Source organism: Sagittula salina, from assembly GCF_017813235.1.
GTDB classification, from domain to species: Bacteria; Pseudomonadota; Alphaproteobacteria; order Rhodobacterales; family Rhodobacteraceae; genus Sagittula; species Sagittula salina.
The window spans coordinates 643,550-667,696 of sequence record NZ_JAGISH010000001.1; the positions used below are offsets into that span (position 1 = coordinate 643,550).

The 24,147-nt window shown below is 65.7% G+C and carries 25 protein-coding genes; 17 read left to right on the top strand and 8 right to left on the bottom strand.

Annotated elements, in window-relative coordinates; genetic code table 11:
• Positions 1 to 51: 51 nt before the first annotated feature.
• The 7 genes from sdhA to J5474_RS03055 all read right to left on the bottom strand — a co-directional run bounded on the left by sdhA (position 52) and on the right by J5474_RS03055 (position 5,745).
• Complete coding sequence (sdhA, locus tag J5474_RS03025; protein ID WP_209359168.1) at positions 52 to 1,854, bottom strand: succinate dehydrogenase flavoprotein subunit; 1,803 nt, start codon at positions 1,852 to 1,854, stop codon at positions 52 to 54.
• 64 nt (positions 1,855 to 1,918) lie between these two features.
• The gene (locus J5474_RS03030; protein WP_209359170.1) at positions 1,919 to 2,290 is read right to left on the bottom strand and encodes a succinate dehydrogenase, hydrophobic membrane anchor protein; all 372 of its coding nucleotides are present in this window, start codon (positions 2,288 to 2,290) and stop codon (positions 1,919 to 1,921) included.
• Positions 2,291 to 2,301: 11 nt separating this feature from the next.
• Complete coding sequence (gene sdhC, locus J5474_RS03035; protein WP_209359172.1) at positions 2,302 to 2,691, bottom strand: succinate dehydrogenase, cytochrome b556 subunit; 390 nt, start codon at positions 2,689 to 2,691, stop codon at positions 2,302 to 2,304.
• Positions 2,692 to 2,985: 294 nt separating this feature from the next.
• The gene (locus J5474_RS03040; protein WP_209359174.1) at positions 2,986 to 4,014 is read right to left on the bottom strand and encodes a MaoC family dehydratase; all 1,029 of its coding nucleotides are present in this window, start codon (positions 4,012 to 4,014) and stop codon (positions 2,986 to 2,988) included.
• Positions 4,014 to 4,217, bottom strand: a complete 204-nt coding sequence (locus tag J5474_RS03045) for a DUF1737 domain-containing protein (RefSeq protein WP_209359176.1) — start codon at positions 4,215 to 4,217, stop codon at positions 4,014 to 4,016. Before J5474_RS03045 ends, J5474_RS03040 begins: the two co-directional genes overlap by 1 nt.
• A gap of 4 nt (positions 4,218 to 4,221) precedes the next feature.
• Positions 4,222 to 4,767: an NnrU family protein gene (locus tag J5474_RS03050; RefSeq protein WP_209359178.1), complete on the bottom strand. Its 546-nt coding sequence runs from the start codon at positions 4,765 to 4,767 to the stop codon at positions 4,222 to 4,224.
• A gap of 129 nt (positions 4,768 to 4,896) precedes the next feature.
• A complete protein-coding gene (locus J5474_RS03055; RefSeq protein WP_209359180.1) occupies positions 4,897 to 5,745 on the bottom strand; it encodes an HpcH/HpaI aldolase/citrate lyase family protein in 849 nt (282 codons plus the stop codon).
• A gap of 326 nt (positions 5,746 to 6,071) precedes the next feature.
• On the opposite strand from J5474_RS03055, the gene J5474_RS03060 reads away from it, so the two are divergent.
• The gene (locus J5474_RS03060; protein WP_425342857.1) at positions 6,072 to 6,383 is read left to right on the top strand and encodes a hypothetical protein; all 312 of its coding nucleotides are present in this window, start codon (positions 6,072 to 6,074) and stop codon (positions 6,381 to 6,383) included.
• Between the two features lie 286 nt (positions 6,384 to 6,669).
• Here the strand turns inward: J5474_RS03060 and J5474_RS03065 are convergent, their stop codons facing one another.
• Positions 6,670 to 7,422: a sulfite exporter TauE/SafE family protein gene (locus tag J5474_RS03065; protein ID WP_209359183.1), complete on the bottom strand. Its 753-nt coding sequence runs from the start codon at positions 7,420 to 7,422 to the stop codon at positions 6,670 to 6,672.
• A 158-nt stretch (positions 7,423 to 7,580) separates the two neighbouring features.
• Here J5474_RS03065 and mdh point away from each other — a divergent pair, with 158 nt between their 5' ends.
• The 16 genes from mdh (at position 7,581) to J5474_RS03145 (ending at position 23,790) form a co-directional block, all read left to right on the top strand.
• A complete protein-coding gene (mdh, locus tag J5474_RS03070; protein WP_209359185.1) occupies positions 7,581 to 8,543 on the top strand; it encodes a malate dehydrogenase in 963 nt (320 codons plus the stop codon).
• Between the two features lie 484 nt (positions 8,544 to 9,027).
• On the top strand, positions 9,028 to 10,221 hold the full coding sequence (gene sucC, locus J5474_RS03075; protein WP_209359187.1) for an ADP-forming succinate--CoA ligase subunit beta: 1,194 nt from the start codon (positions 9,028 to 9,030) through the stop codon (positions 10,219 to 10,221).
• Positions 10,222 to 10,382: 161 nt separating this feature from the next.
• Entirely contained in the window at positions 10,383 to 10,733 is a 351-nt protein-coding gene (locus tag J5474_RS03080) for a hypothetical protein (protein WP_209359189.1), read from the top strand.
• A gap of 159 nt (positions 10,734 to 10,892) precedes the next feature.
• Entirely contained in the window at positions 10,893 to 11,774 is an 882-nt protein-coding gene (gene sucD, locus J5474_RS03085; RefSeq protein ID WP_209359192.1) for a succinate--CoA ligase subunit alpha, read from the top strand.
• 889 nt (positions 11,775 to 12,663) lie between these two features.
• Positions 12,664 to 13,371, top strand: a complete 708-nt coding sequence (locus J5474_RS03090; RefSeq protein WP_209359194.1) for a hypothetical protein — start codon at positions 12,664 to 12,666, stop codon at positions 13,369 to 13,371.
• A complete protein-coding gene (locus J5474_RS03095; protein WP_209359196.1) occupies positions 13,368 to 13,814 on the top strand; it encodes a hypothetical protein in 447 nt (148 codons plus the stop codon). The genes J5474_RS03090 and J5474_RS03095 overlap by 4 nt, the downstream gene beginning before the upstream one ends.
• On the top strand, positions 13,811 to 14,020 hold the full coding sequence (locus tag J5474_RS03100) for a hypothetical protein (protein ID WP_209359198.1): 210 nt from the start codon (positions 13,811 to 13,813) through the stop codon (positions 14,018 to 14,020). The genes J5474_RS03095 and J5474_RS03100 overlap by 4 nt, the downstream gene beginning before the upstream one ends.
• Positions 14,017 to 16,983 (top strand): 2-oxoglutarate dehydrogenase E1 component, encoded by a 2,967-nt coding sequence (locus J5474_RS03105; RefSeq protein WP_209359200.1) that lies wholly within the window; start codon positions 14,017 to 14,019, stop codon positions 16,981 to 16,983. Before J5474_RS03100 ends, J5474_RS03105 begins: the two co-directional genes overlap by 4 nt.
• 45 nt (positions 16,984 to 17,028) lie before the next feature.
• Entirely contained in the window at positions 17,029 to 18,621 is a 1,593-nt protein-coding gene (gene odhB / locus J5474_RS03110) for a 2-oxoglutarate dehydrogenase complex dihydrolipoyllysine-residue succinyltransferase (protein ID WP_209359202.1), read from the top strand.
• Positions 18,622 to 18,732: 111 nt separating this feature from the next.
• On the top strand, positions 18,733 to 18,963 hold the full coding sequence (locus tag J5474_RS03115; RefSeq protein ID WP_209359204.1) for a hypothetical protein: 231 nt from the start codon (positions 18,733 to 18,735) through the stop codon (positions 18,961 to 18,963).
• Entirely contained in the window at positions 18,960 to 19,928 is a 969-nt protein-coding gene (locus J5474_RS03120; protein ID WP_209359206.1) for a glycosyltransferase family 2 protein, read from the top strand. The genes J5474_RS03115 and J5474_RS03120 overlap by 4 nt, the downstream gene beginning before the upstream one ends.
• A complete protein-coding gene (locus J5474_RS03125; RefSeq protein WP_209359208.1) occupies positions 19,925 to 20,314 on the top strand; it encodes an MAPEG family protein in 390 nt (129 codons plus the stop codon). Before J5474_RS03120 ends, J5474_RS03125 begins: the two co-directional genes overlap by 4 nt.
• A gap of 10 nt (positions 20,315 to 20,324) precedes the next feature.
• On the top strand, positions 20,325 to 20,714 hold the full coding sequence (locus tag J5474_RS03130) for an MAPEG family protein (protein WP_209359210.1): 390 nt from the start codon (positions 20,325 to 20,327) through the stop codon (positions 20,712 to 20,714).
• Positions 20,715 to 20,824: 110 nt separating this feature from the next.
• Positions 20,825 to 22,225: a dihydrolipoyl dehydrogenase gene (gene lpdA / locus J5474_RS03135; protein WP_209359212.1), complete on the top strand. Its 1,401-nt coding sequence runs from the start codon at positions 20,825 to 20,827 to the stop codon at positions 22,223 to 22,225.
• 339 nt (positions 22,226 to 22,564) lie between these two features.
• Positions 22,565 to 22,969, top strand: coding sequence for a TniB family NTP-binding protein (locus tag J5474_RS03140; RefSeq protein ID WP_209359214.1), 405 nt, complete (start codon positions 22,565 to 22,567; stop codon positions 22,967 to 22,969).
• 578 nt (positions 22,970 to 23,547) lie between these two features.
• Positions 23,548 to 23,790 carry a hypothetical protein gene (locus J5474_RS03145; RefSeq protein ID WP_209359216.1) on the top strand — a complete coding sequence of 81 codons (243 nt, stop codon included), beginning with the start codon at positions 23,548 to 23,550 and terminating at the stop codon, positions 23,788 to 23,790.
• Positions 23,791 to 24,147 lie beyond the last annotated feature (357 nt).

A 24,147-nucleotide genomic window follows, 5' to 3' on the forward strand; every position in this document is an offset into this window, starting at 1 on the left:
CCCTTTCTGCATCCGTCCGGTCACGCGCGCATCCACCTGGCCTGCGGCGCCTCAGAAGGTCCGCGCCTTGGGCGCGATCGTCTTGAGGCTGATGCCGCCTTCGTCCTCGGTGGTCAGCGGGTCTGTGATGACAGGACGATAGCTCAGATCGACCGCATTTCCATCCACCCGCGCCACCGTGTGCACGCGCCAGTTCTCGTCGTCGCGCGACGTGTAGTCCTCGTGCGCATGGGCCCCACGGCTTTCCTTGCGCGCCTCCGCCCCTACGATGGTGGCCAGCGCGTTCGGCATCAGGTTGGTCAGCTCCAGCGTCTCCATCAGGTCGGAGTTCCAGATCAGCGAGGTATCCGTGACCTTCAGGTCCGACAGTTTGCCCGCGATGGCGGTCATCTTCTCGACACCCTCGGCCATGGTCTCCGCCGTGCGGAAAACGGCAGCATCCGCCTGCATGGTCTTCTGCATCTCCAGCCGCAGCTCGGCGGTGGACACGCTCCCCTGCGCGTAGCGCAGCCCGTCGAACCGGTCGAAGGCCTTGTCGATCTCGCCTTTCGGCGCGGTCGGGATCGCGGCCGCCCGGTCGACCACCTCGCCCGCGCGGATCGCGGCGGCGCGGCCGAAGACCACGAGGTCGATCAGCGAGTTCGACCCCAGCCGGTTAGCCCCGTGCACGGAGGCACAGCCCGCCTCGCCCACAGCCATCAGGCCCGGCACCACGGCGGTCGGGTTCTCCTCGGTCGGGTTCAGCACCTCGCCCCAGTAGTTCGTCGGAATGCCGCCCATGTTGTAGTGCACGGTCGGAATGACGGGGATCGGCTCCTTCGTCACGTCGACTCCGGCAAAGATCTTGGCAGACTCGGAGATCCCCGGCAGGCGCTCGGCCAGCGCCTCGGCGGGCAGGTGCGACAGGTTCAGGTGGATGTGGTCGCCGTCCTTGCCGACGCCGCGACCCTCGCGGATCTCCATCGTCATCGAGCGCGAGACGTAGTCGCGCGGCGCGAGGTCCTTGTATGTCGGCGCGTAACGCTCCATGAACCGCTCGCCCTCGGAGTTGGTCAGGTAGCCACCCTCCCCCCGCGCGCCTTCGGTGATCAGGCAGCCCGAGCCGTAGATGCCGGTCGGGTGAAACTGCACGAACTCCATGTCCTGCAACGGCAGCCCGGCCCGCGCGACCATGCCGCCGCCATCACCTGTGCAGGTATGCGCCGAGGTGGCGGAGAAATAGGCCCGGCCGTAACCGCCGGTCGCCAGCACGGTCATCTTCGCGTTGAAGACGTGGAAAGTGCCGTCGTCCAGCTTCCAGCACAGCACGCCCTTGCAGACGCCGTCCTCCATCAGCAGGTCGATGGCGAAATACTCGATGTAGAACTCGGCCTGCTGCTTTACCGACTGGCCGTAGAGCGTGTGCAGGATGGCGTGGCCGGTGCGGTCGGCGGCGGCACAGGTGCGCTGTACCGGCGGGCCCTCACCGAACTCGGTGGTGTGGCCGCCAAAGGGCCGCTGATAGATCTTGCCTTCCTCGGTGCGCGAGAAGGGCACGCCGTAGTGCTCAAGCTCGTAGACCGCCTTCGGCGCCTCGCGGGCGAGGTATTCCATCGCGTCGGTGTCGCCCAGCCAGTCGGAGCCCTTTACCGTGTCGTACATGTGCCACTGCCAGTTGTCGGGGCCCATGTTCGACAGCGAGGCGGCGATGCCGCCCTGTGCCGCCACGGTGTGCGAACGAGTCGGAAAAACCTTGGTGACGCAGGCGGTGCGCAGCCCCTGTTCAGCCATGCCGAGGGTCGCGCGCAGGCCCGCGCCGCCGGCCCCCACCACAACCACGTCGTACTCATGCGTCTCGTATTGATATGCTGCCATGTTCAGCCTCGTATCTTGGGGACCCGAATTTTCAGTGAAAATCCGCACGCCGCCCGGAATGTCGTTAGAGCGCCAGCTTGACCAGGGCGAAAAGCCCGGCAGCGATCAGGAGCCAGGAGAAGCCGGTGACGGCCGCGCTCAGCAGCGCCCCCTTCAGGCCGTGGACGTAATCCTCGACCGCCTCCTGACATTCGCCGTTGAAGTGCAGGATGCCGACGACCAGCATCAGCCCCGTCACGATTGCCGGGAAGGGCCGCGAGAAGAAGGCCAGCGTCTCTTCGTAGCTGCCGCCAAGGCCGGTGCCGAAGGTAAAGACGAAAAGCGGGACGAGAACGACCAGCGCCATGGAGGTCATCAACATCCGCTTGTGGTGCCCGGTGCCGCTGCGGCCGGACCCCAACCCCTGTGCGCGCTTGCGATCGGTGAGGAATTGCATGCTCTCTCTCCTTACACGACGATGGCGGTAAACAGCGCCATAACGGTCGCCGCGATGAACATCAGGCTGCCCATGGTCTCGGCGGGCTCGATGTCGACAAAGTAGCCGAGATCCCAGATCACATGCCGCAGGCGGCCGAACATGTGGAACCAGATCGCCCAAGATCCGAGAAACAGCAGCACATCCCCGACAAAGCTGGTGAGCAGGCCGTTCACCCAGGCGTACATCTCGGGCGAGGTCGCGGCAGACAGCAGCCAGAGCACCAGCAGCGCGGCAGTCCCCAGAGAGGCGATCCCCGTGATACGGACCATGATCGAAGAGATGGAGGTCATCTGCGGGCGGTAGTACGGCCCGATCATGAAGGGTGAGAGCGGGCGATTGCCCCGGTTCACGTCGGCCATGGCGTCACCTTTCGGATTATGAACGTCGTCGCTGCCGTTTTAGAGGGTTTTACACGGCTGTCACCTGTGCGCTTGCAGCATGACACGGTTTTTTTGCGGCATTTGGACGAAATTCCGACCTTTGTGATCACAGTAAGTAACGCTGTGATCACAGCATCGGCGATAACACCTGCGCGCTGCGGTGACTGATCTCCCTGCGCAGGATCATGAGGGATTCTGTCGGGTTGGGAGGAGGATCGCCGCGTTTTTCGGGGCTTCGGCGCGCCGGGCCGCAGGCCGCCGCGAAGGGCCGGATCAGACCGGCATCAGCGCCCAGTAGTCGAGGTCGAGCAGGACATCCGGCAGATACTTGCCGTCCGGCCCTTTCAACGCGAAGGGCGCGCCGCCCTTGGTCGCCACCAGACGCAGCCGGATCGCGCCGACACCCGGCGCGTCGGTCCGTGCCTTGTCCAGCACTTCGGACCATGCCTTTACCGTGTTGCCCGCCAGGCACGGGTTCGCGTGCGCGCCGCCGTTCAGCCCGACGATCATCTGCGCGTTGGCCAGCCCGTTGAACGACAGCGCCCGCGCCATGGAAATCACGTGCCCGCCGTAGATCAGACGCTGGTCGGGCCGGGCCGTGACGTCGAAATGCACCTTCGACGTGTTCTGCCAGAGCCGCGTCGCCATCATGTGCTCGGCCTCCTCGATCGTGACGCCGTCCACGTGGTCGATCTTTTCGCCGATCTCGTAGTCGCCCAGCCGGTGCGGCTCCCCCGCGAGCGTGCAGTCATACCCTGTGAAATCCAGCCCCTCGGGGATCACCAGATCGGCCGGGTCCAGCACCGCTTTCAGTTCCGGCAGCACCGTCTCCGGCGCGGGGGCGTCCTGGTCGCGTTTGCGCAGCATGACCCAGCGTTTGTACTCCATCACGCAATCATCGTGCTGGTTGAACCCCTTCGAGTGCACCCAGACCACGCCGGTCCGCCCGTTGGAGTTCTGCTTCAGCCCGATCACTTCCGACGATGCGCGCAGCGTGTCGCCCGGCCAGACCGGCTTCAGCCAGCGACCCTCTGCGTAGCCCAGGTTCGCCACCGCGTTCAGCGAAACGTCCGGCACCGTCTTGCCAAAGACGATGTGGAAGGCCGCCAAATCATCCAGCGGCCCGCCCGGCAACCCGCAGTCGCGCGCGAACTCGTCCGACGAATAAAGCGCGTGCCGCATCGGATAAAGCGCGTGGTACAGCGCCCGCTCGCCCCCCGATACCGTACGCGGCACGGCGTGTTGAATCACGTCGCCCACCCGATAATCTTCGAAGAAGCGGCCCGCGTTGGTCTTCTGCATCACTGCTCTCCCAGCTTCGTCTCCGGCGTATACTCGCCCGGCGCGTCCTTCGTGACGGCCTGCCCGCAGCGCATCACGCCGTTGGCCGCGTCAAAGGCATAGGTCGGAGAGCCGTGCAGTTCCCACCCCTTGTTCAGCGCCGCCGTCACCTTGTGGCAGAATTCCGACGTGTCGTCGGCCGAAAGAAAACGATACAGTTTCATGGACTTACCCGAAAGGTGTGGGCCCTATAAGGCCGTGGATGTAACCGATAACCAGCAGCAGGATCAGCGAGGCGAAGAAGAACATGCCGTCCTTGGCGATGCTGCCCTTCGGCGGCGGCACCCAGCCGGGTTCGGCGCGGTTGATGACAACCATCTCGACCAGCGCCCACAGACCCAGTCCGCCGAACAGCACAAAGCTCTCTGTGTCGCCGTTCACCAGCAGGTGCGCCAGCGCCCAGAGCAGGAAACCGAACAGCATCGGATGCCGCATACGGTAGAACAGCGCGCCCTTCTTCGGACCCGGCGAGGTGAAATAGAGCGCCAGAAGCACCATCAGGTTGTTGATCCCCACGGTCGCCGGTTCGCGCCCGTAGAAAAACGTCCCCTCCGCCGCCCGGTAGCCCAGGACCATCAGCACGATGGACGCCACGAGCGCCAGCGCCACCGCGCCCCGTCCTGCGTTGCCCATGGCCGCCCGCGGCCCCGGCGCGATGCGTTTGAACAGATGCGCCGCCCACCAGAGCGCGACGCCAAGTATCAGTAGAAGCATGTTTTCCCCCAATGCAAACCCTGGGCCCGACCCACCGCCAGACACTGCGCCAGACACTGCGCCAAACCCTGCGCCAAACCCTGTGCCAATGCGGCGCTCGGGCGGTCCCGGACCGCCCTTACCCTGCCGTCATTCGGCGAGGGCGGCAATGGCCTCCGCCTTGGCCAGCGTCTTCTTCGCAGTCTCGACGTGCAGGTTTTCGACGATCTTGCCGTCGACCACAGCAACGCCCTGCCCGGCGGCCTTGGCCTCTTCGTAGGCCTCGATCTGGCGGCGGGCGAGGTCGATTTCCTTTTCGTCGGGGGCAAAGGCGGCATTGGCGATCGCCACCTGCGCCGGATGGATCAGGGTCTTGCCGTCCATCCCCATATCGCGCCCCTGTTCGCATTCGGCACGCAGGCCGTCGTCATCCTTGAAGGCATTGTAGACCCCGTCGACGATGACCTTGCCATGCGCCTTTGCGGCCAGCACGCACAGCCCGATGCCCGTCAGCATCGGCAGCCGGTCGGCGCGGAAACGGGCATTCAGGTCCTTGGCCAGATCGTTGGTGCCCATGACCATGGCCTGCAGGCGCGGGTGCGCCGCGATGGCCGCCGCGTTCAGCATCCCCAGGGGAGTTTCCATCATGGCCCACAAGGGTTTGTCCGTCAGCGCGGCAATCGCATCCAACTGCGCGGGGCTTTCGACCTTGGGCAGCAGGATCGCGTCGCAGGCCATCGTGACAGCCGCCTCCGCATCGTCGGCGCCCCATTCGGTATCCGCTCCGTTGATGCGCACCACGCGGGTGCGATTTCCGTAGGAGGTCTCCAGCGCCTCTGCGAGGGTGGCCCTCCCGGCGGCCTTCTCCTCCGGTGCCACCGCGTCCTCGAGGTCAAATATGATGGCATCGACCGGCATCGTGCGTGCTTTTTCCAGCGCGCGCTCCTTCGAGGCGGGGATATAGAGAACGGAACGGTAAGGGCGTGTGGCCAGGTCCATGCGAGTCTCCGTCTTGAAATTTTGTTGCGCGTGAGTGCGCAGAATTTTCCGTTTCGTTCAAGAGAAAATCTGCTGCAGCGCAGAAAATTGGCCGTTCCGCGCGGTATACCGTGGCATATCTGTTGCATTTGACCCAGCGCCCGACGCGTTAACCAGATCGTAGCGAGGTATGACCAAGGATGCCCGCAGGTCGTTCGAAAACGGCAGGAACACCACCGACAGGGACCCGCGACTACGGTCCGGGGCAGTTGTTCCGGGAACCGAGAGGACCCAACGGGCGTTGTCGGTGAAAATCCGCTGGCCCTAGCCGAAAGGTGAATACGATGATGAAGATCAAGTTGGGCCTGCTGTCTGCCGGATGTCTTGTCGGCGCGGCGACCTTGGCCGAAGCACAGCAGCTGCAGCACTGCGCGCCGCGCGATCAGGTGGTCGAACGGCTCGCGGACAAGTATGGTGAGACGCGCCAGAGCATGGGCCTTGGGTCCAACAACGCCGTGATGGAGGTATTCGCCTCCTCCGACAGCGGCTCCTGGACGATCACCGTGACCATGACCAACGGCATTACCTGCCTCGTGGCCTCCGGTCAGGCCTTCGAGGAACTCGCCGAAGCGCTCCCGCCGAAGGGCGACCCGGCCTGAAACCCTTTCCGGGCACGATCTCTCGATGCATCGTGCCCCGGTATCTGCGCATCTCTTCATGGAAGTCGGTCAGGTTCCCGATTACCCTTCTGGCGCTGGCAGGTCCCTGGATAATCCCGGATAAAGCTGACACGGTCGAAAGGTTTCCAGAGGTTCCGGGAACCGTCACCGGCGCTCCCGCCCCTCTCGGCCTCTCGTCCCGGGCCCTGCCCTTTGGGTCACAGATTATTTCAGGCCGGATCCCGTTCGGATCGCCGTCTCCACGGTCGGCCGACCTGCGGCTTCCTCAGGTCACGGCGTCCCACATCAGCTTTGCCCCGGTGATGGACAGCGCCACATAGGTAATGCCAAAGAACCATTTTTCCGGCACCATGTGGTGCGCCTTGATCCCGAGCCAGGTCCCGATGACCGCGCAGGGAATCAGAACGAGATCCAGAAGAAGCGTCTCGGCCGTGAAGATTCCCATGAAGGCGTAGAAGAAGGACTTGAACAGGTTCACCGCCCAGAAAACCAGTACGGTCGTCGCCTGGTAGGATGTCTTGGACATGCCCTGTCCCAGCATGTAGACCGCCGCCGCCGGACCGCCCGCGTGGCTGACGAAACTGGTGAACCCCAGCACCACACCAGAGACCACGCCGCCCGCTGGCCCGATCCGCGCGCCCAGCCGGATCCACCCCAACGCCCGCGCGCCCTGCCACCCGACGAACAGCAGGGCCACCGCCCCGATCAGAAACCGGATCGCGTCCGGGTCGGCAGAGGCCCAGAACAGGGCACCAAGGATCGTGCCCGGCACGGACCCGATCAGAAGGACCCTGGACACGCTCCAGTCCCATTGTTTCCAATAGCCCCAGAGTCCCGTCACATCCATCATCATCAGAAGCGGCAGCATCAGCCCGACCGCAACGGCGGGCGGGAGCACCAGCGCCAGAATCGAGCTGGATGCAAAGGCGACTCCCGACCCGAAGCCCCCCTTGGAGATGCCCGCGAAGATCACCGCGGGCACGACGAAGGCCAGGACCGACCAAGCAAACAACTCCACCGACACCCCCCGAACCTGGCGTTTTGTCGCGCGTTTACCGCAGTCCGCCGGGACTTGATAGCCCTGACGGCACCCTGCCCCGATCCCGGCACCCTTGCGTTGTTCCCGCAAGCGGCGTAGCACCTTGCCAAATTCAAGCAGGACCGGAGATTGAATCCATGGCCAGACCCAAGATCGCCCTCATCGGCGCGGGACAGATCGGTGGCACGCTCGCCCACCTCGCAGCGATGAAGGAACTGGGCGACGTCGTTCTCTTCGACATCGCCGAAGGCATCCCCGAGGGCAAGGCGCTCGACATCGCCGAATCCGGCCCCTCCGAGGGTTTCGACGCGAAACTGCGAGGGACCCAGGACTACGCCGACATCGCGGGTGCGGACGTCTGCATCGTCACCGCCGGCGTGCCGCGCAAGCCGGGCATGTCCCGCGACGACCTGCTGGGCATCAACCTCAAGGTCATGAAATCCGTCGGCGAAGGCATTGCCGCCCACGCCCCGAATGCTTTCGTCATCTGCATCACCAACCCGCTCGACGCGATGGTCTGGGCGCTGCAGAAGTTCTCCGGCCTGCCCGCGAACAAGGTCTGCGGCATGGCGGGCGTGCTCGATTCGGCGCGCTTCCGCCACTTCCTGAGCCTTGAATTCGGTGTGTCCATGAAGGACGTCACCGCCTTTGTTCTGGGCGGCCACGGCGACACCATGGTGCCCTCCGTGCGCTACTCCACCGTTGGCGGCATCCCGCTGCCCGACCTGATCGAGATGGGCTGGACCACCAAGGACAAGATCGACGCCATCGTGCAGCGCACCCGTGACGGTGGCGCGGAGATCGTCGGCCTGCTGAAGACCGGCTCTGCCTACTACGCCCCCGCGACTTCCGCCATCGAGATGGCCGAGGCCTACCTCAAGGACCAGAAGCGCGTCCTGCCCTGCGCCGCCTATTGCGACGGCGACCTCGGTGTGAAGGACATGTATGTGGGCGTCCCCACCGTGATCGGCGCCGGCGGCATCGAGCGCGTGGTGAACATCAGGCTCAACAAGGAAGAGCAGGAGATGTTCGACACCTCCGTGAACGCGGTCAAGGGCCTCGTGGAAGCCTGCAAGGGCATCGACGGCTCGCTCGCCTAAGCCTTCCCGACACCGGACGACGTCGAACCCCGGGCCTTGTGCCCGGGGTTCTTTTTTCGGAGCGGCAGGTTTCGCGGCGAAACCCATGATTTAAAGCACTTAAATTAACTCTCCTTTAGGAATAGCTGAGGGTCGCTTGCCCGAGCGGGCAAACGCCGCGCAAGGCCCCTGGCAGCACCCGCCCGGACCCTGCTCATGCGCGAGTCCCCTCCTGCGCTCCCCACCATCAGGCGGCCCTCATCACCGACATACCACGAAGACGACCGCGCCCGCGCGTCGACGCACGCTCAGGGCGCATGGTGGACGTCCGAATCCCCGCACGGCGCTAACACTTCGAAAACTTGTGATCACACTTCCGAAAAGTGTGATCACAGAACGCAGAAAGTACGCCGTTTTTGAGCGTTTCACCCATTTTTCGTTTAACCCGGCCGCCGTTACAGGCCTATATCCAAGGCAAATCGCAGCAAAACGGGGATCTCGACCCATGAACATCCACGAATACCAGGCCAAGGCTTTGCTCCGCTCCTACGGGGCGCCGGTATCGGACGGCCGCGCCGTGCTGAGGGCGGAGGATGCCAAGAACGCCGCGGGCGAGCTTGATGGACCGCTCTGGGTCGTCAAGGCGCAGATCCACGCCGGTGGCCGCGGCAAGGGCAAGTTCAAGGAGGCCGAGGCCGGCGAAAAGGGTGGCGTCCGTCTGACCAAGTCGGTGGCCGAGGCCGCAGAAGAAGCCAAGAAGATGCTGGGCAAGACGCTGGTTACGCACCAGACCGGCCCCGCGGGCAAGCAGGTCAACCGCATCTACATCGAAGACGGCTCCGACATCGAGCGCGAGCTGTACCTCGCGCTGCTGGTGGATCGCCAGTCCTCGCGCATTTCCTTTGTGTGCTCCACCGAGGGCGGCATGGACATCGAGGAAGTCGCGGCATCGACCCCTGAAAAGATCCTGTCCTTCGCGGTCGATCCGGCCACCGGCTACCAGCCGTTCCACGGCCGCCGCATCGCCTTCGCGCTGGGTCTCAAGGGACCGCAGGTCAAGGAATGCGTGAAGCTGATGGGCATCCTCTACAAGGCCTTCGTCGAGAAGGACATGGAGATGCTGGAGATCAACCCGCTGATCGTTATGACCAACGGCTCGCTGAAGGTCTTGGACGCCAAGCTGAGCTTTGACGGCAACGCGATGTACCGCCAGCCGGAAGTGTCGGAACTGCGCGACACCACCGAGGAGGACCCGAAGGAACTCGAAGCCTCCAAGTACGACCTGAACTACATCGCGCTGGATGGCGAAATCGGCTGCATGGTGAACGGCGCGGGCCTCGCCATGGCGACCATGGACATCATCAAGCTGTATGGCGCGGAGCCGGCGAACTTCCTCGACGTGGGCGGTGGCGCCACGAAGGAGAAGGTGACCGAGGCGTTCAAGATCATCACCTCCGACCCGAACGTCAAAGGCATCCTGGTTAACATCTTTGGCGGCATCATGCGCTGCGATGTGATCGCCGAGGGCGTCGTCGCCGCGGTGAAGGAAGTCGGCCTGAAAGTTCCGCTGGTGGTCCGGCTCGAAGGCACCAACGTCGACAAGGGCAAGGAGATCATCAACACCTCCGGGCTGGACGTGATCGCCGCCGACGACCTGAAGGACGGCGCGCAGAAGATCGTGAAGGCGGTGAAGGGCTGAGGCCCTTCGCACCCGGGTTCGGACAGGAGTTGAAGCAGTGACCACGCAGGGGTTTCACACCGGACAGGAGGCTGCACGCGCCGTTTGCGCGGTGCGGCCCCATGCCTACGGGGAACCACTGCGGAAGGTCGCGGGTTACCTCTGCAACGGAGGTACACGCGATGTTCAAGAAGCTGCGCAACAAGAACCTGCACGAGATCAAGGAAGCCGCCCTGCCGGTGCCGAGCAAGCGTGCGCGCCTGTCGCCGCTGGTCTACGGCGCGGGTCTGATCGCGGTCGGCGTGATGCTCAGGAAGGTCAAGCCGGAGGTCGGCACGGCGCCCAATCCGCTGCAGTTCGGAGCGGCGCGAGGGGCCAGCAAGCGCCTGAGGAGTGCGGCCTTTGCGCGGGATCGCGCGGCGAACTTCGCGCCGTCGAACATCACGGACAAGCTCGGCACCTCGCTGGTGCTGGGCGGCATCGCCATGGTAACCGCGCGCGTGCTGGACGAGGCCGTCGGCCGCAAACTCTGATCGCCGCGGGCGTTACCGCGCGCATTCCCGGTCAAATACCCCAGGACGACCCCGCCGCATTCCGGCGCGGGTCGTCTTTGCATGCCTGCGGGCGTGTTTCCCATTCGGCCGGGCACGCCCCGGCCCTCTCCTCATAACCTTACGAAGAAAGCGACAGACATGGCCGTTCTCATCGACGAAAACACCAAGGTGATCTGCCAGGGCTTCACCGGCTCGCAGGGCACCTTCCACTCGGAACAAGCCATCGCCTACGGCACGAAGATGGTCGGCGGCGTGACGCCGGGCAAGGGTGGCCAGACGCACCTCGACCTGCCGGTGTTCGACAGTGTCCACGAGGCGAAACACGTGACGGAGGCGAATGCGTCCGTGATCTACGTGCCGCCGCCGTTTGCCGCGGATTCGATCCTCGAGGCCATCGACGCGGAGATGGAGCTGATCGTCTGCATCACCGAGGGCATCCCGGTGCTGGACATGATGAAGGTCAAGCGCGCGCTGGAAGGGTCGAAGTCCAAGCTGATCGGGCCGAACTGTCCCGGTGTCATCACGCCCGATGCCTGCAAGATCGGGATCATGCCCGGCCACATCCACAAGCGCGGCAAGGTGGGCGTGGTGTCGCGTTCGGGGACGCTGACCTACGAGGCAGTGAAACAGACCACGGACGTGGGTCTGGGCCAGTCGACCTGCGTCGGCATCGGCGGCGACCCGATCAAGGGGACCGAGCACATCGACGTGCTGGAATGGTTCCTGGCCGACGACGAAACCGAGGCGATCATCATGATCGGCGAGATCGGCGGCTCGGCCGAGGAAGAGGCGGCGCAGTTCCTCGCCGACGAGAAGAAGAAGGGCCGCTGGAAGCCGACGGCGGGTTTCATCGCCGGGCGCACCGCCCCTCCGGGCCGCCGCATGGGCCATGCCGGGGCCATCGTCGCCGGTGGCAAGGGCGGCGCGGAGGACAAGATCGAGGCCATGAAGGCCGCCGGGATCGTCGTGGCCGAGAGCCCCGCACATCTGGGCGAGGCCGTGCTGAAGGCGATCGGCTAAGGGGCCCCGGAGGGCGGATGTCCCACGCTGGGACGCCCGCCCGGATGAGGCTTTTCAAGGGGTTGGCTCGGGCACGGTAACCCGGATTTAACCCTTGCGAACAATGGATGAGGCCCCGCGCGGGGCCCGTCCGGGCTGCCGGTCCGGTGGGCTGGCCGACCAGTCAGGCACACTGGAGCCAACTCGGCAAACAGACCGGCAGACGGATCGCCGGAACGTACATCGGGTCGGTTGTCAGGCAGGCGGACGCAACGCCGATCCCACCGGCGGACTGGCGGACTGGCGGGCGGTAAGGCGGGCCTTCGTGGCGGTCACACTGACCGCCGCGCTGGCTGGCACTTTGAGCCGACCCACCGGCTGCCGAAAGGCTGCCGGTGGGTCGGTCGACAGACGATCACGGCCAGAACGGTCGAACCACGAAAGGCACCCGCGCGACGGGGGCCGAGAGCGAAAAGGACGGACCAGAGATGGTCGGCGCGCGTGACAGAAGGACGGATCCGACCGGCGGGGTGTGCCGTGCCCCGGCGCTGTCGCCGCCGGATTCCGGGCCGGAATTCAGGCCGGAATTCAGGCCAGAGTTCAGGCCAGAGTTCAGGGCGGAATTCAGGCCAGTGTCCGGGCCAGTGTCCGGGCCAGTGTCCGGGCCAGTGTCTGGGCCGGTGTCCGGGCCGGTGTCTGACCCAGTGTCTGGGCTGGCCTTTGGGCCTGCCAGCGGAGCTGCTTTCGGGCCTGCTTTCGGGGCTGGTTTCGGGGCTGGTTTGCCGCCCGCCATTGGGCCTGGTATCGACGTACCTTCTGGCTTTGGAACGGAATTTTCCGCAGGCGCGGCCAGCCGGGCTTGCCCCGGGACTGGCCAGAGCGGCGCAGGCCGGACGGTGGAGGGGCTGGCATGAGCAAGGGCCTTACTGTTGCCGCAGCGCTTCTGGTACTGGCCGCCGGATCAGGCGGGACGTGGTACGTCATGTCCCAGATGCGGGCACAGCAGCCGGTGACCGATGCCGGGCGGTTCCTGACGCTGTGCGCGCGAGGGCTGTCGCTGCATGAGGCCGATCCGCTGATCCGGGCGCAGGGGTGGCGGCCGCTGGACGCGGCCGGCGCGGAGGTGCTGGCGGAAACGGCAGGGATACGCGACGTGGTCAGCCGGATGTCGCTGGGCGGGCTGGATGTCACCGGCGAGGCCCCCGCATTGCGGAACGGCGCCGACGCGACGCGTGACAGGCTGGCACGCGCCCAGAAGAGCGATCCGTCCAATACCCGGGCCATGGGCTACGGGCGCGCGGATGGATCGGCGCTGGCGCTTTATGATGCGAGCCGCCCGCAGGCCATCACCTGCGCGGTCCACACGGAGGCCGCCGACCCGGATTTCGTGACCCGGATGCTGGGCAACCGCCCCGTGAGCACGGTCCGCGACCGATGGGCCCTGTCCATGGCCAACGAGGACGAAGGCAGCGGCGCGGGACTTCAGGCGGCGAGTGTCGCGATGATCGACGTGGCGCAGGCGACGCAGGCGGATTGGGCGGCGCTGACCGCCCTCATCGGCCACGAACCCCGGTATATGACCATGAGCCGCGCACGCTTTGCGAGGGCGGGACGATGAGCCAGCCCAGGAAACGCGTGGGCCTGTATAGCCTGCTGATCTTTGCCGGGATGATCGGCGGGGCGGTTCTGTATGACGAATTGCGCCCGAGGGGCGGCCCCTCCCCCGATCTGGAGGCCCGGTTGCGCTGCGTGGCGCGCACGGTCGCGTTGCAGCAGGCCACCCACGCGACAGGGAATGGCGCGGCGGATGTGTCGGGGGATGTCTCGGGGGATGCGGTGGCGTTCCGCGATGTGGATGCGCTGACCAACGAGGTCTTTGCCTACGTCCACCGGATGCAGCAGAGCGACGATCCCGCGCGGCTGCACTACCGCCCCATCATGATGGAGGAGGAGCAGGCGCGCGACACGGCCATGGCCTCTGACCCCGGAGGCTACATGCGGAGCGCATGGGCAGAGGCGCAGTCCTGCGCCGAAGCGCTGGGACTGAGGAGGCGCACATGACCCGCTGTATCGCGATCCTTTCGCCGGAAACATCAACTGCGACACGACCTGAAATACGATCCGACATGCGACCGGAAACACCCCCGGAAACACGAAGTTTTCTGAGAAAACCTGAAATTCGCCTTTATCCGAACCGGGGCCGGGCCATGTTCCCGACAAAGAACGCCGCCCGACCTGCCCGCCCTGACAACGAGGTTCAACAATGACCGACCAAAGCCCCAACGACCTCTTCCATGCCTCCTCTTTCATGCAGGGGCACAACGCGGAATACCTCGAGCAGATGTATGCGCGCTACGCCAACGACCCGAGCGCGGTCGATGACGCGTGGCAGGCGTTCTTTCGCCAGATGGGCGACGACGAGGTGAGCGTGCGGCAGGAGGCCAGCGGCCCGTCCTGGGCGCGCAGCGACTGGCCGCCGTCGCCCAACGACGACCTGACCGCCGCGCTGACCGGCGAATGGCCGATGCCCGCCGTCCCGGCGGAAGCCAAGGGCGCGGCGAAGAAGATTTCCGAGAAGGCCGCCGAGGCGGGCGTGACCCTGTCGGACGCCGTGGTGCAGCGCGCCGTGCTGGATTCGATCCGTGCGCTGATGATCATCCGCGCCTACCGCATCCGGGGCCACCTGGCCGCCGACCTCGACCCGCTGGGCCTGCGCGACACCTCGAACCATCCGGAGCTGGACCCGAAGTCCTACGGCTTCACCGAGGCCGACATGGATCGCCCGATCTTCATCGACAACGTGCTGGGGCTGCAGATCGCGTCCCTGCGGGAAATCGTGTCGATCGTGAAGCGCACCTACTGCGGCACCTTCGCGTTGCAGTACATGCATATTTCCGACCCGGAGCAGTCGTCCTGGCTGAAGGAGCGGATCGAGGGCTACGGCAAGGAGATCGCCTTTACCCGCGAGGGTCGCAAGGCGATCCTGAACAAGATGGTGGAGGCCGAGGGTTTCGAGAAGTTCCTGCATGTGAAGTACATGGGGACGAAGCGGTTCGGTCTGGACGGCGGCGAAAGCCTGATCCCCGCGATGGAGCAGATCATCAAGCGGGGCGGCAACCTCGGCGTGAAGGAGATCGTCATCGGGATGCCGCACCGCGGCCGTCTGAGCGTTCTGGCGAACGTGATGAACAAGCCCTACAAGGCGATCTTCAACGAATTCCAGGGGGGGTCGTTCAAGCCCGAGGACGTCGATGGCTCGGGCGACGTGAAGTACCACCTGGGTGCGTCGTCGGACCGCGAATTCGACGGCAACACGGTGCACCTGTCGCTGACGGCGAACCCGTCTCACCTGGAGGCGGTGAACCCGGTGGTTCTGGGCAAGGTCCGCGCCAAGCAGGACCAGTTGGGCGACGTGAACCGCACGCAGGTGATGCCGATCCTGCTGCACGGCGACGCGGCATTCGCCGGTCAGGGCGTGGTGGCGGAGTGTTTCGCGCTGTCGGGTCTGCGCGGGCACCGCACCGGCGGCACGATGCATATCATCGTCAACAACCAGATCGGGTTCACCACGGCGCCGCATTTCTCGCGCTCATCGCCCTACCCCACGGACAACGCGCTGGTGGTGGAGGCGCCGATCTTCCACGTCAACGGCGACGATCCGGAGGCGGTGGTGCACGCGGCCAAGGTCGCGACCGAGTTCCGCCAGAAGTTCGGCAAGGACGTGGTGATCGACATCTTCTGCTACCGCCGGTTCGGGCACAACGAGGGCGACGAGCCCATGTTCACCAACCCGGTGATGTACAACAAGATCAAGCGCCAGAAGACCACGCTGACCCTGTACACGGAGCGGCTGGTGCAGGACGGGCTGATCCCCGAGGGCGAGATCGAGGACATGAAGGCGGCCTTCCAGGCGCAGCTGAACGAGGAGTTCGAGGCCGGCAAGGTCTACAAGCCGAACAAGGCCGACTGGCTGGACGGCCGGTGGTCGCACCTCGACAAGCAGAAGGAGGGCAAGTACCAGCGCGGCAAGACCGCCATCAAGCCCGAGACGCTGAAGGAGATCGGCGCGGCGCTGACCACGGTGCCGGAGGGTTTCCCGCTGCACAAGACCGTCGGGCGCCTCGTGGATTCGCGCGCGCAGATGTTCCAGAGCGGCAAGGGCTTCGACTGGGCGACGGCGGAGGCGGTGGCCTTCGGCTCGTTGCAGCTGGAAGGCTATCCTGTGCGTCTGGCCGGTCAGGATTCGACGCGCGGGACGTTCAGCCAGCGGCATTCGGGGTTCATCAACCAGGAGACCGAAGAGCGGTACTATCCGCTCAACAACATCCGCGAAGGACAGGCCCGCTTCGAAGTGATCGACTCCGCGCTGTCGGAATACGCGGTGCTGGGCTTTGAATACGGCTATTCGCTGGCGGAACCGAACGCGCTGACCCTGTGGGAGGCGCAGTTCGGCGACTTTGCCAACGGCGCGCAGATCATGTTCGACCAGTTCATTTCCAGCGGCGAATCCAAATGGCTGCGGATGTCCGGCCTCGTCTGCCTGATGCCGCACGGCTTTGAGGGTCAGGGGCCGGAGCACTCCTCCGCCCGGCTGGAACGGTTCCTGCAGGCCTGCGGTCAGGACAACTGGATCGTGGCGAACTGTTCGACCCCGGCGAACTACTTCCACATCCTGCGCCGCCAGCTGCACCGCAGCTACCGCAAGCCGCTGATGCTGATGACGCCGAAATCGCTGCTGCGCCACAAGCTGTGCGTGTCCGAGCAGGAAATGTTCACCACCGGGTCGAGCTTCCACCGTGTACTGTGGGACGACGCCGAGACCGGGCATTCCCCGACCCGGCTGAAGCCGGATTCGGAGATCAAGCGGGTCGTGATGTGTTCGGGCAAGGTCTACTTCGACCTGCTGGAGGAGCGCGACGCGCGGGGCATCGACGACGTCTACCTGCTGCGGGTCGAGCAGTTCTATCCCTTCCCGGCGATCAGCCTCGTGAAGGAACTGGAGCGTTTCAAGCAGGCAGAGATGGTCTGGTGCCAGGAAGAGCCGAAGAACCAGGGCGCCTGGACCTTCATCGAGCCGAACATCGAATGGGTGCTGGGCCGGATCAAGGCGGACCACGCCCGACCGCGTTACGCTGGCCGCGCCACGTCCGCCTCACCCGCGACGGGTCTGGCTTCGGCGCACAAGGCACAGCAACAGGCGCTCGTCGACGACGCGCTGACGATCAAGTGACACCCCGCGATACGCGACCAAGGGTTTGAAAGAGGATAAGACAAGATGACCGAAGTACGTGTTCCCACGCTGGGCGAATCCGTCACCGAGGCGACGGTGGCCACATGGTTCAAGAAGCCGGGCGACAAGGTCGCGGTAGATGAAATGCTGTGCGAACTGGAGACCGACAAGGTGACGGTGGAGGTGCCCTCTCCCGTTGCCGGCACCCTGTCCGACATCGTCACCGCCGAGGGCGAGACGGTCGGCGTCGATGCGCTGTTGGGCAACATCGCGGAGGAAGGCAACGCCGGCCCCGAAGAGATGAAGCCGCGCGACACCACCGCCAGGTCCGAAGACGGCCCGGCCTCCGGCGCGGCGGGCCAGGGATCGGGCCAGGGATCGGGCCAGCGATCGGGCCAGCGATCGGGCCAGGAAGGCGGCCAGTCGGTCGACGTCATGGTGCCCACGCTGGGCGAATCCGTGACGGAAGCGACCGTGTCCACCTGGTTCAAGAAGGTCGGCGACACGGTGGCGCAGGACGAAATGCTCTGTGAACTGGAGACCGACAAGGTGTCGGTCGAGGTGCCCGCCCCCGCCGCCGGCGTCCTGTCGGAGATCGTCGCGACCGAAGGCACAACCGTTCAGGCGAATGGGAAGCTGGCGGTGATCGGCGGCAGCGCGGGCGCAACCGCCCCGGCGGCCTCCGCCCCCGCAGAGACGCAGTACTCCACCCCGCCGGCGGGCAACGCCGGCCCCGGCAAGGACGTGAAGGACGGCCCCGCCGCCGAAAAGGCCATGGCCGAGGCTGGCATTTCGCGCGATCAGGTACAGGGCAGCGGCCGCGACGGTCGCGCCACGAAGGCCGACGTCGCCGCCGCCGTGGCGGCCGCGAACAGCGCGCCGGCCGTTTCCTCCGCGCCGGTCTCCGCGCCGCGCGCCCCGGTGCACGCCGATGACGCCGCGCGCGAGGAACGGGTCAAGATGACGCGCCTGCGTCAGACCATCGCCCGCCGCCTGAAGGACGCGCAGAACGCCGCCGCGATCCTGACCACCTACAACGAGGTGGACATGACGGAGGTCATGGCGCTGCGGAACCAGTACAAGGAGCAGTTCGAAAAGAAGCACGGCGCGCGCCTCGGCTTCATGTCCTTCTTCACCAAGGCCTGCTGCCACGCGCTGAAGGAGGTCCCGGAGGTCAACGCGGAGATCGACGGCACCGACATCGTGTACAAGAACTTCGTCCACATGGGCGTCGCGGCGGGCACGCCGCAGGGCCTCGTGGTGCCGGTGATCCGCGACGCGGACCAGATGTCCTTTGCCGAAATCGAGAAGGCCATCGCCGAAAAGGGCAAGCGCGCCCGCGACGGCAAGCTGTCGATGGCGGAAATGCAGGGCGGCACCTTCACCATCTCGAACGGCGGTGTGTACGGGTCGCTCATGTCCTCGCCGATCCTGAACCCGCCGCAGTCGGGCATTCTGGGGATGCACAAGATCCAGGACCGTCCGATGGTCATCAACGGCGAGATCAAGATCCGCCCGATGATGTACCTCGCGCTGTCCTACGATCACCGCATCGTCGACGGCAAGGGCGCCGTGACCTTCCTCGTGCGCGTCAAGGAAGCGCTGGAAGACCCCCGTCGCCTGCTGATGGATCTGTGATCCGAAGCGCAGGTCGGGGTCAAACCCGGCCTGCCCCCTGTCACGCGGCGTGATCCTGCGAAGGGTCGCGCTACCATGTCACCGGATACGACACCGGACATGGAGGTTCCTATGACCACCCAACTCCTGCTGAAATTCGACGCCTTCGATCAGGCCGCCTTTGACGCCGACGCGGAGGCGCGCGGGCAGGCCGGGCTGACGCTGCTGCAGCTCTGGTCCGAGGGCGCCGCCCGCTGGGCGCTGTTTTCCGTCAACGACCGCGAAAAGGCGCAAGGCTGGCTGTCGAAGGAAACCGGGCTCGGCCATCCGCCATCGGCCGCGCACCTGCTGGAGACCGCGTGACCGACGCGCCCCGCATCGCCCTTGTGTCCTGCATGAAGGACGAAGGCCCGTTCCTGCTGGAATGGCTGGCCTACCATGCGGGGCTGGGTTTCGACGCCATGGTGGTGGCGACGAACCACTGCACGGACGGCTCCGACGCGCTGCTGGCGGGGCTGGCGGCGCGGGGGCTGGTGCATCACATCGACCACGATCCCGGCGACCGGCCACCGCAGGATGCAGGCATGGATCACGTGCTGGCCTGGGCGCGGGGCGCGGGCATCACGCATCTGCTGCACATCGACAGCGATGAATTCCTCTGGCTGGAGGACGGGCTGCCCGCATTGATGGCACGCACGTCGGGCGCGGATGTGGTGCCGATCCCGTGGCGGCTGTTCGGTGACGGCGGGGTGACGGCTTGGTGCCCCGGCGATCTGGTGCTGGAACGCAACACGCGTGCAGAGCCCGCGCCGGTCCCCGGCGAGGCGAAGTTCAAGTGCCTGTTCCGGGCGGCAAGCTTTGCCCGCGCCACGGATCACAACCCGCTGGAGCCGACCGTCCCGGACCCGCAGGTCATGACGCCGGACGGCGCGGCGCTGTCGAATGCTTCGCTCTATCAGGCGAAATCCGCCCGTTTCCGCCCGCATGATGTGGCCGCCGGGGCGCAAACCGCACGGCTGCACCATTACGCCGTGCGGTCGGAGGATGTCTTCTTGATGAAAAACGCTCGCGGCGACGGTCAGGGCAAGCGGGGCGATTCGAAATACCGGCTGGGGTCCCACTGGCACCGCACGGCCAACCGCAACGACGTGGCGGCGCCCGAGATGCGCGCCCACCTGCCCCGCGTACGTGCGCTGCTGGAAACATGGCGCGCCGATCCACAGGTACGCGCGCTGGAGGAGGCCTGCTTTGCCGCCTTCGCGGCCCGTCGCGCCGCCGTCCTGACCCCCGACGCACGCCGCGCGTGGACAAAGGGAGCCCCCGCATGACCCCGGACCTCGCCGCGCTGGCCGCCACCGTGCTGATCCACCTCGCCGCCGTCCTCTGGTCGCAGAAGTCGCTGGAGGCCGATATCGGCCGGGAGGGCAACCTCGCCCCGCGCGATGGGACGCAGGACCTGTCGCAGCGGACGGAACGCCTGAGGCGCGCGCTCGGCAACCATACGGAAAACATCGGCCCCTTCATCATCGCCGTGGTCCTGGTGCAGTTCACCGGCTCGGGCAGCTGGTTCACCGCGGCCTGCGCCTGGACCTACGTCGTGGCCCGCGCGCTCTACCTGCCCGCTTATGCGCTTGGCTGGGTGCCATGGCGCTCGTACCTCTACTTCGCGGGGCTACTTGCCACCCTCGCCATGATCGGAACAGCCATCCTATGACCCCCGAACTATGACCCCCGAACTCACCGCCCTCAGCCTCTCCGCGCTGCTGCAATGCCTGCAGTTCGCGCTCTATTCCGTGCTGGCGCAGAAACAGGTCGGCCCGCGCTACGCCGCCTCGCCAAGGGATGAGCCGCGCCAGTTGACCGGCTACGCGGGCCGCGCTCAGCGCGCGCTGTCCAACCACTTCGAGGGGCTGATCCTCTTTGGAATCGGCGTCATGACCGTGACCTACAGCGACAAGGCCGGAGGCGCGACCGCTATCGCCGCCGGGATCTACCTCGCGGCACGCGCCCTCTACCTGCCCGCCTACCTCCTCGGCTGGTCGCCGTGGCGCTCGCTGATCTGGTTCGCGGGCTTCCTCGCCACCGTCTTCCTGCTGGTCTGGAGCGTGATATGACCGCCCGCACCGCTTTTGCTTCTCTGCTTGTGAAATACTCCGGGGGAGTCGCGGCCGCGCCGCGACGGGGGCAGAGCCCCCTTCCCGGCCAAACGAAAGGAACCTGACCCATGTCCCAATACGACGTCATCGTCATCGGCGCAGGCCCCGGCGGCTATGTCGCCGCCATCCGCGCCGCCCAGCTGGGCCTGAAGACCGCCTGCGTCGAGGGCCGCGAGACCCTCGGCGGCACCTGTCTGAACGTCGGCTGCATCCCGTCGAAGGCGCTTCTGCACGCCTCCCATCAGCTGCACGAGGCGGAGCACAACTTCGCCAAGATGGGCCTGAAGGGGGCCACGCCGAAGGTCGACTGGAAGCAGATGCTGGCCTACAAGGACGACGTCATCGGCCAGAACACCAAGGGGATCGAGTTCCTTTTCAAGAAGAACAAGGTGGATTGGCTGAAGGGCTGGGCCTCCATCCCCGAGAAGGGCAAGGTCACGGTCGGTGACACCACCTACGACACGAAGACCATCCTGATCGCATCCGGGTCGGAGGTCGCTTCCGTCCCCGGTGCCGAGGTGACGGTCGACAACGACGCGGGCGTGGTGGTCGACAGCACCGGCGCGCTGGCGTTGCCCAAGGTGCCGAAGAAGATGATCGTCATCGGCGCGGGCGTGATCGGTCTGGAAATGGGATCGGTCTACAAGCGTCTGGGCGCGGAGGTGCAGGTGATCGAGTTTCTCGACCACATCACCCCCGGCATGGACGCGGAGGTCCAAAAGCAGTTCCAGCGCATTCTGGCCAGGCAGGGGCTGAACTTCACCATGGGCGCGGCCGTGTCGAAGGTGGAGGCCGCGAAGAACAAGGCCAAGGTCACCTACAAGCTGCGCAAGGACGACAGCGAGCACGTGGTGGAGGCGGACGTGGTTCTGGTCGCCACCGGCCGCAAGCCCTTCACCGAAGGGCTCGGCCTCGACGCCCTGGGCATCGAGATGACCAAGCGCGGCCAGATCGCCGTGAACGGCCAGTGGAAAACCAGCGTTGACGGCATCTATGCCGTCGGCGACGTGGTCGAAGGCCCGATGCTGGCGCACAAGGCGGAGGACGAGGGCATGGCCTGCGCCGAGGTCATCGCGGGCAAGCATGGCCATGTGAACTACGGTGTGATCCCGAGCGTGATCTACACCGCGCCGGAGGTGGCCGCCGTCGGCGCCACCGAGGCGCAGCTGAAGGAAGCGGGCCAGGCTTACAAGGTCGGCAAGTTCTCCTTCATGGGGAATGGCCGGGCGAAGGCAGTGTTTCAGGGTGAAGGCTTTGTCAAACTGCTGGCGGACAAGGACACCGACCGCATCCTCGGCTGCCACATCATCGGCCCCGGTGCGGGCGACCTGATCCACGAGATCTGCGTCGGCATGGAATTCGGCGCCTCCGCCGAGGACATCGCGCTGACCTGTCACGCGCATCCGACATTCTCGGAGGCCGTCCGCGAGGCGGCACTGGCCTGCGGCGACGGAGCGATCCACGCCTGATCGCGTCCGGCCCGGGCGTTCCCCTCCGGCGAGCCTGCGGACCTGCCCACTCGCCGGTCTCCGGGGCGCTTCCTCCAGGGGGAGCGCCCTTTTTCATGCACGCATTGCCGCGCCGCGGTGGCAGCTTCGTGCCGGAGGTCGGAGAGGTCGAATACCGCCCGACCGAAGAGCAGATGTAAAATTGGGCCGATGCGCAGGCACGCCGCCTGGCGGATCGGTTCTGAAATGGCCGGGCGGTGGTGGTTCACCGTCCCGGCCTCACCAGCGTGCAAGGTACTCCAACAAGCGAGGAAGGACAGTCCGGAGACTGTGGCCTGGATCAATCCCGAGCGACCGCCGATGCGATACGCGGCGTTTGTCGAAACGAAGACCTCGCGGAAGATGCTGCTGTCCCTGCGCAGCGTGCGGGCGGCTTGCGGGATCACCATGATCATCGCCAGTTCCGGCGTGGGAAAGACGAAAACCGAGTTCCTCTTCCGCGACATGGAAGCGCCAAGAGCATCATTCCTGGACGTGGGCACGGATCAGGCGGACCAGTGGGGGATTGCCTGTGCGTTGTGCGCGCGGCTTGGCCTCGAAGAGCCGAACGCGCGCACCCTTGCAGCAAGCCGTCACCGGATCGCGGAAGAGGTCGGGCCGGATGGGATCTTGATGCTGGACGAGGCACAGAACCTCATTCGCGATGGCGAAGGTCGGGGGCAGGACGATACCCGGACCTTCGAGTGGCTGCACATGATGCAGTAGGATGGCTGCTTCGGCCTCGCTTTCATCGGGGACACCGGGCTTGACCGTGTGTTGGCGAAGTATCCGCCGAACAAGCAGCGGACACATCCAAGGGTGCGGATCACGGGTGCGACACCCGGCGACATGGAGGCGTTTTCTGCCATGCCCACTGCAGGCGATCGGCGGGGCGGGCTGTGGCATTTCGAGAAGGGGTTCGATGGATGCAGGACAATGAAACAAGGGCGACGGTTACCATGACGGCGTCGCAGTGCGTGGCTGGTATGAGCTGGTGGAGGCGTTTTCGAGGGAAGCCCATCGCTACGCGATTAAGCTGGAAAAAATCCGGTAGCGCGAGAACGCGCCGAAAATCGCAAAGTGCCCGGGTTGGGACACCATCAGGGCTGGCATGGTCGCGCGGCATTGGGTGAGCGTGTTCGGAACCGCCCAGATCCACGAGCCGACGAGTTCTGAAGGGGATCAGGCATGACCGATACCGCCAAGAATGACCCGCTGCACTTTGTCCCGCTGACAATGTCAGAGACAATGGTCCCCGTCAGACCCGCGAGGGAGGGGCCTTTCGAAGTCCAGGAGCACGCGCCATGAACAAGGTGGAAGAGCTCGCTCCCAAGCTGCAAGGCGCGGCGATATGGCTTGCCGGTGCGGGCTTCGTCGCGGGCTGTGATCGGGCTGGCCATCGCGGGCCGGCCGGATTGGCTTCTGTCAATCGGGTGGGCCGGATGACTGAACAGTTCCCAGCCGTCCGAGCCCCGCGCCACCCGGCACGCCTCAACGTCTACGTGGAGATGTGCCGGGGCCTGCTCTGCCAGTCCGCTTCCTCGTGACCTTTGGCGCCTGTCCACTCTATTTCCCCGATGATCCAAAGGGCAGGAGCATGGCCGAAGCCCTGGTCGGTGCCGAACGCCCTGGGGCCTTGGACCGACGCATGCCGGACAGCAGGGGGAGCATCCCGATGCCGCGCGCCCGGTTGATCCTGGCATGGAGCGCCGAAGGCAAGTCGAACCCGGAAATCCGCCGCGCACGGCGCAGACACTCCGCTACGAGTCTGCGCCGTGCGCAGCAGGGCACGCGAGGGCCGGGCGGCATGAGCGGCCAGCGGCAGGACTTGCGCGCCCTGGTGGCGCTGTCACCATCACCCGGCAGGATCTGGCGAAGGTCGCGCGCCTGGCGGAGACCACCCT

What these genes read in the sequence shown, in the direction of transcription:
- J5474_RS03100 (WP_209359198.1), top strand. Translation starts at nt 13,811, where the DNA reads ATGACCCGCTGTATCGCGATCCTTTCGCCGGAAACATCAACTGCGACA.
- J5474_RS03130 (WP_209359210.1), top strand. Translation starts at nt 20,325, where the DNA reads ATGACCCCCGAACTCACCGCCCTCAGCCTCTCCGCGCTGCTGCAATGC.
- sucC (WP_209359187.1), top strand. Translation starts at nt 9,028, where the DNA reads ATGAACATCCACGAATACCAGGCCAAGGCTTTGCTCCGCTCCTACGGG.
- sucD (WP_209359192.1), top strand. Translation starts at nt 10,893, where the DNA reads ATGGCCGTTCTCATCGACGAAAACACCAAGGTGATCTGCCAGGGCTTC.
- J5474_RS03115 (WP_209359204.1), top strand. Translation starts at nt 18,733, where the DNA reads ATGACCACCCAACTCCTGCTGAAATTCGACGCCTTCGATCAGGCCGCC.
- sdhA (WP_209359168.1), bottom strand. Translation starts at nt 1,854, where the DNA reads ATGGCAGCATATCAATACGAGACGCATGAGTACGACGTGGTTGTGGTG.
- odhB (WP_209359202.1), top strand. Translation starts at nt 17,029, where the DNA reads ATGACCGAAGTACGTGTTCCCACGCTGGGCGAATCCGTCACCGAGGCG.
- J5474_RS03040 (WP_209359174.1), bottom strand. Translation starts at nt 4,014, where the DNA reads ATGCAGAAGACCAACGCGGGCCGCTTCTTCGAAGATTATCGGGTGGGC.
- J5474_RS03055 (WP_209359180.1), bottom strand. Translation starts at nt 5,745, where the DNA reads ATGGACCTGGCCACACGCCCTTACCGTTCCGTTCTCTATATCCCCGCC.
- J5474_RS03095 (WP_209359196.1), top strand. Translation starts at nt 13,368, where the DNA reads ATGAGCCAGCCCAGGAAACGCGTGGGCCTGTATAGCCTGCTGATCTTT.
- mdh (WP_209359185.1), top strand. Translation starts at nt 7,581, where the DNA reads ATGGCCAGACCCAAGATCGCCCTCATCGGCGCGGGACAGATCGGTGGC.
- J5474_RS03105 (WP_209359200.1), top strand. Translation starts at nt 14,017, where the DNA reads ATGACCGACCAAAGCCCCAACGACCTCTTCCATGCCTCCTCTTTCATG.
- lpdA (WP_209359212.1), top strand. Translation starts at nt 20,825, where the DNA reads ATGTCCCAATACGACGTCATCGTCATCGGCGCAGGCCCCGGCGGCTAT.
- J5474_RS03145 (WP_209359216.1), top strand. Translation starts at nt 23,548, where the DNA reads ATGAACAAGGTGGAAGAGCTCGCTCCCAAGCTGCAAGGCGCGGCGATA.
- J5474_RS03125 (WP_209359208.1), top strand. Translation starts at nt 19,925, where the DNA reads ATGACCCCGGACCTCGCCGCGCTGGCCGCCACCGTGCTGATCCACCTC.
- J5474_RS03140 (WP_209359214.1), top strand. Translation starts at nt 22,565, where the DNA reads ATGCGATACGCGGCGTTTGTCGAAACGAAGACCTCGCGGAAGATGCTG.
- sdhC (WP_209359172.1), bottom strand. Translation starts at nt 2,691, where the DNA reads ATGGCCGACGTGAACCGGGGCAATCGCCCGCTCTCACCCTTCATGATC.
- J5474_RS03030 (WP_209359170.1), bottom strand. Translation starts at nt 2,290, where the DNA reads ATGCAATTCCTCACCGATCGCAAGCGCGCACAGGGGTTGGGGTCCGGC.
- J5474_RS03080 (WP_209359189.1), top strand. Translation starts at nt 10,383, where the DNA reads ATGTTCAAGAAGCTGCGCAACAAGAACCTGCACGAGATCAAGGAAGCC.
- J5474_RS03045 (WP_209359176.1), bottom strand. Translation starts at nt 4,217, where the DNA reads ATGAAACTGTATCGTTTTCTTTCGGCCGACGACACGTCGGAATTCTGC.
- J5474_RS03060 (WP_425342857.1), top strand. Translation starts at nt 6,072, where the DNA reads ATGAAGATCAAGTTGGGCCTGCTGTCTGCCGGATGTCTTGTCGGCGCG.
- J5474_RS03090 (WP_209359194.1), top strand. Translation starts at nt 12,664, where the DNA reads ATGAGCAAGGGCCTTACTGTTGCCGCAGCGCTTCTGGTACTGGCCGCC.
- J5474_RS03050 (WP_209359178.1), bottom strand. Translation starts at nt 4,767, where the DNA reads ATGCTTCTACTGATACTTGGCGTCGCGCTCTGGTGGGCGGCGCATCTG.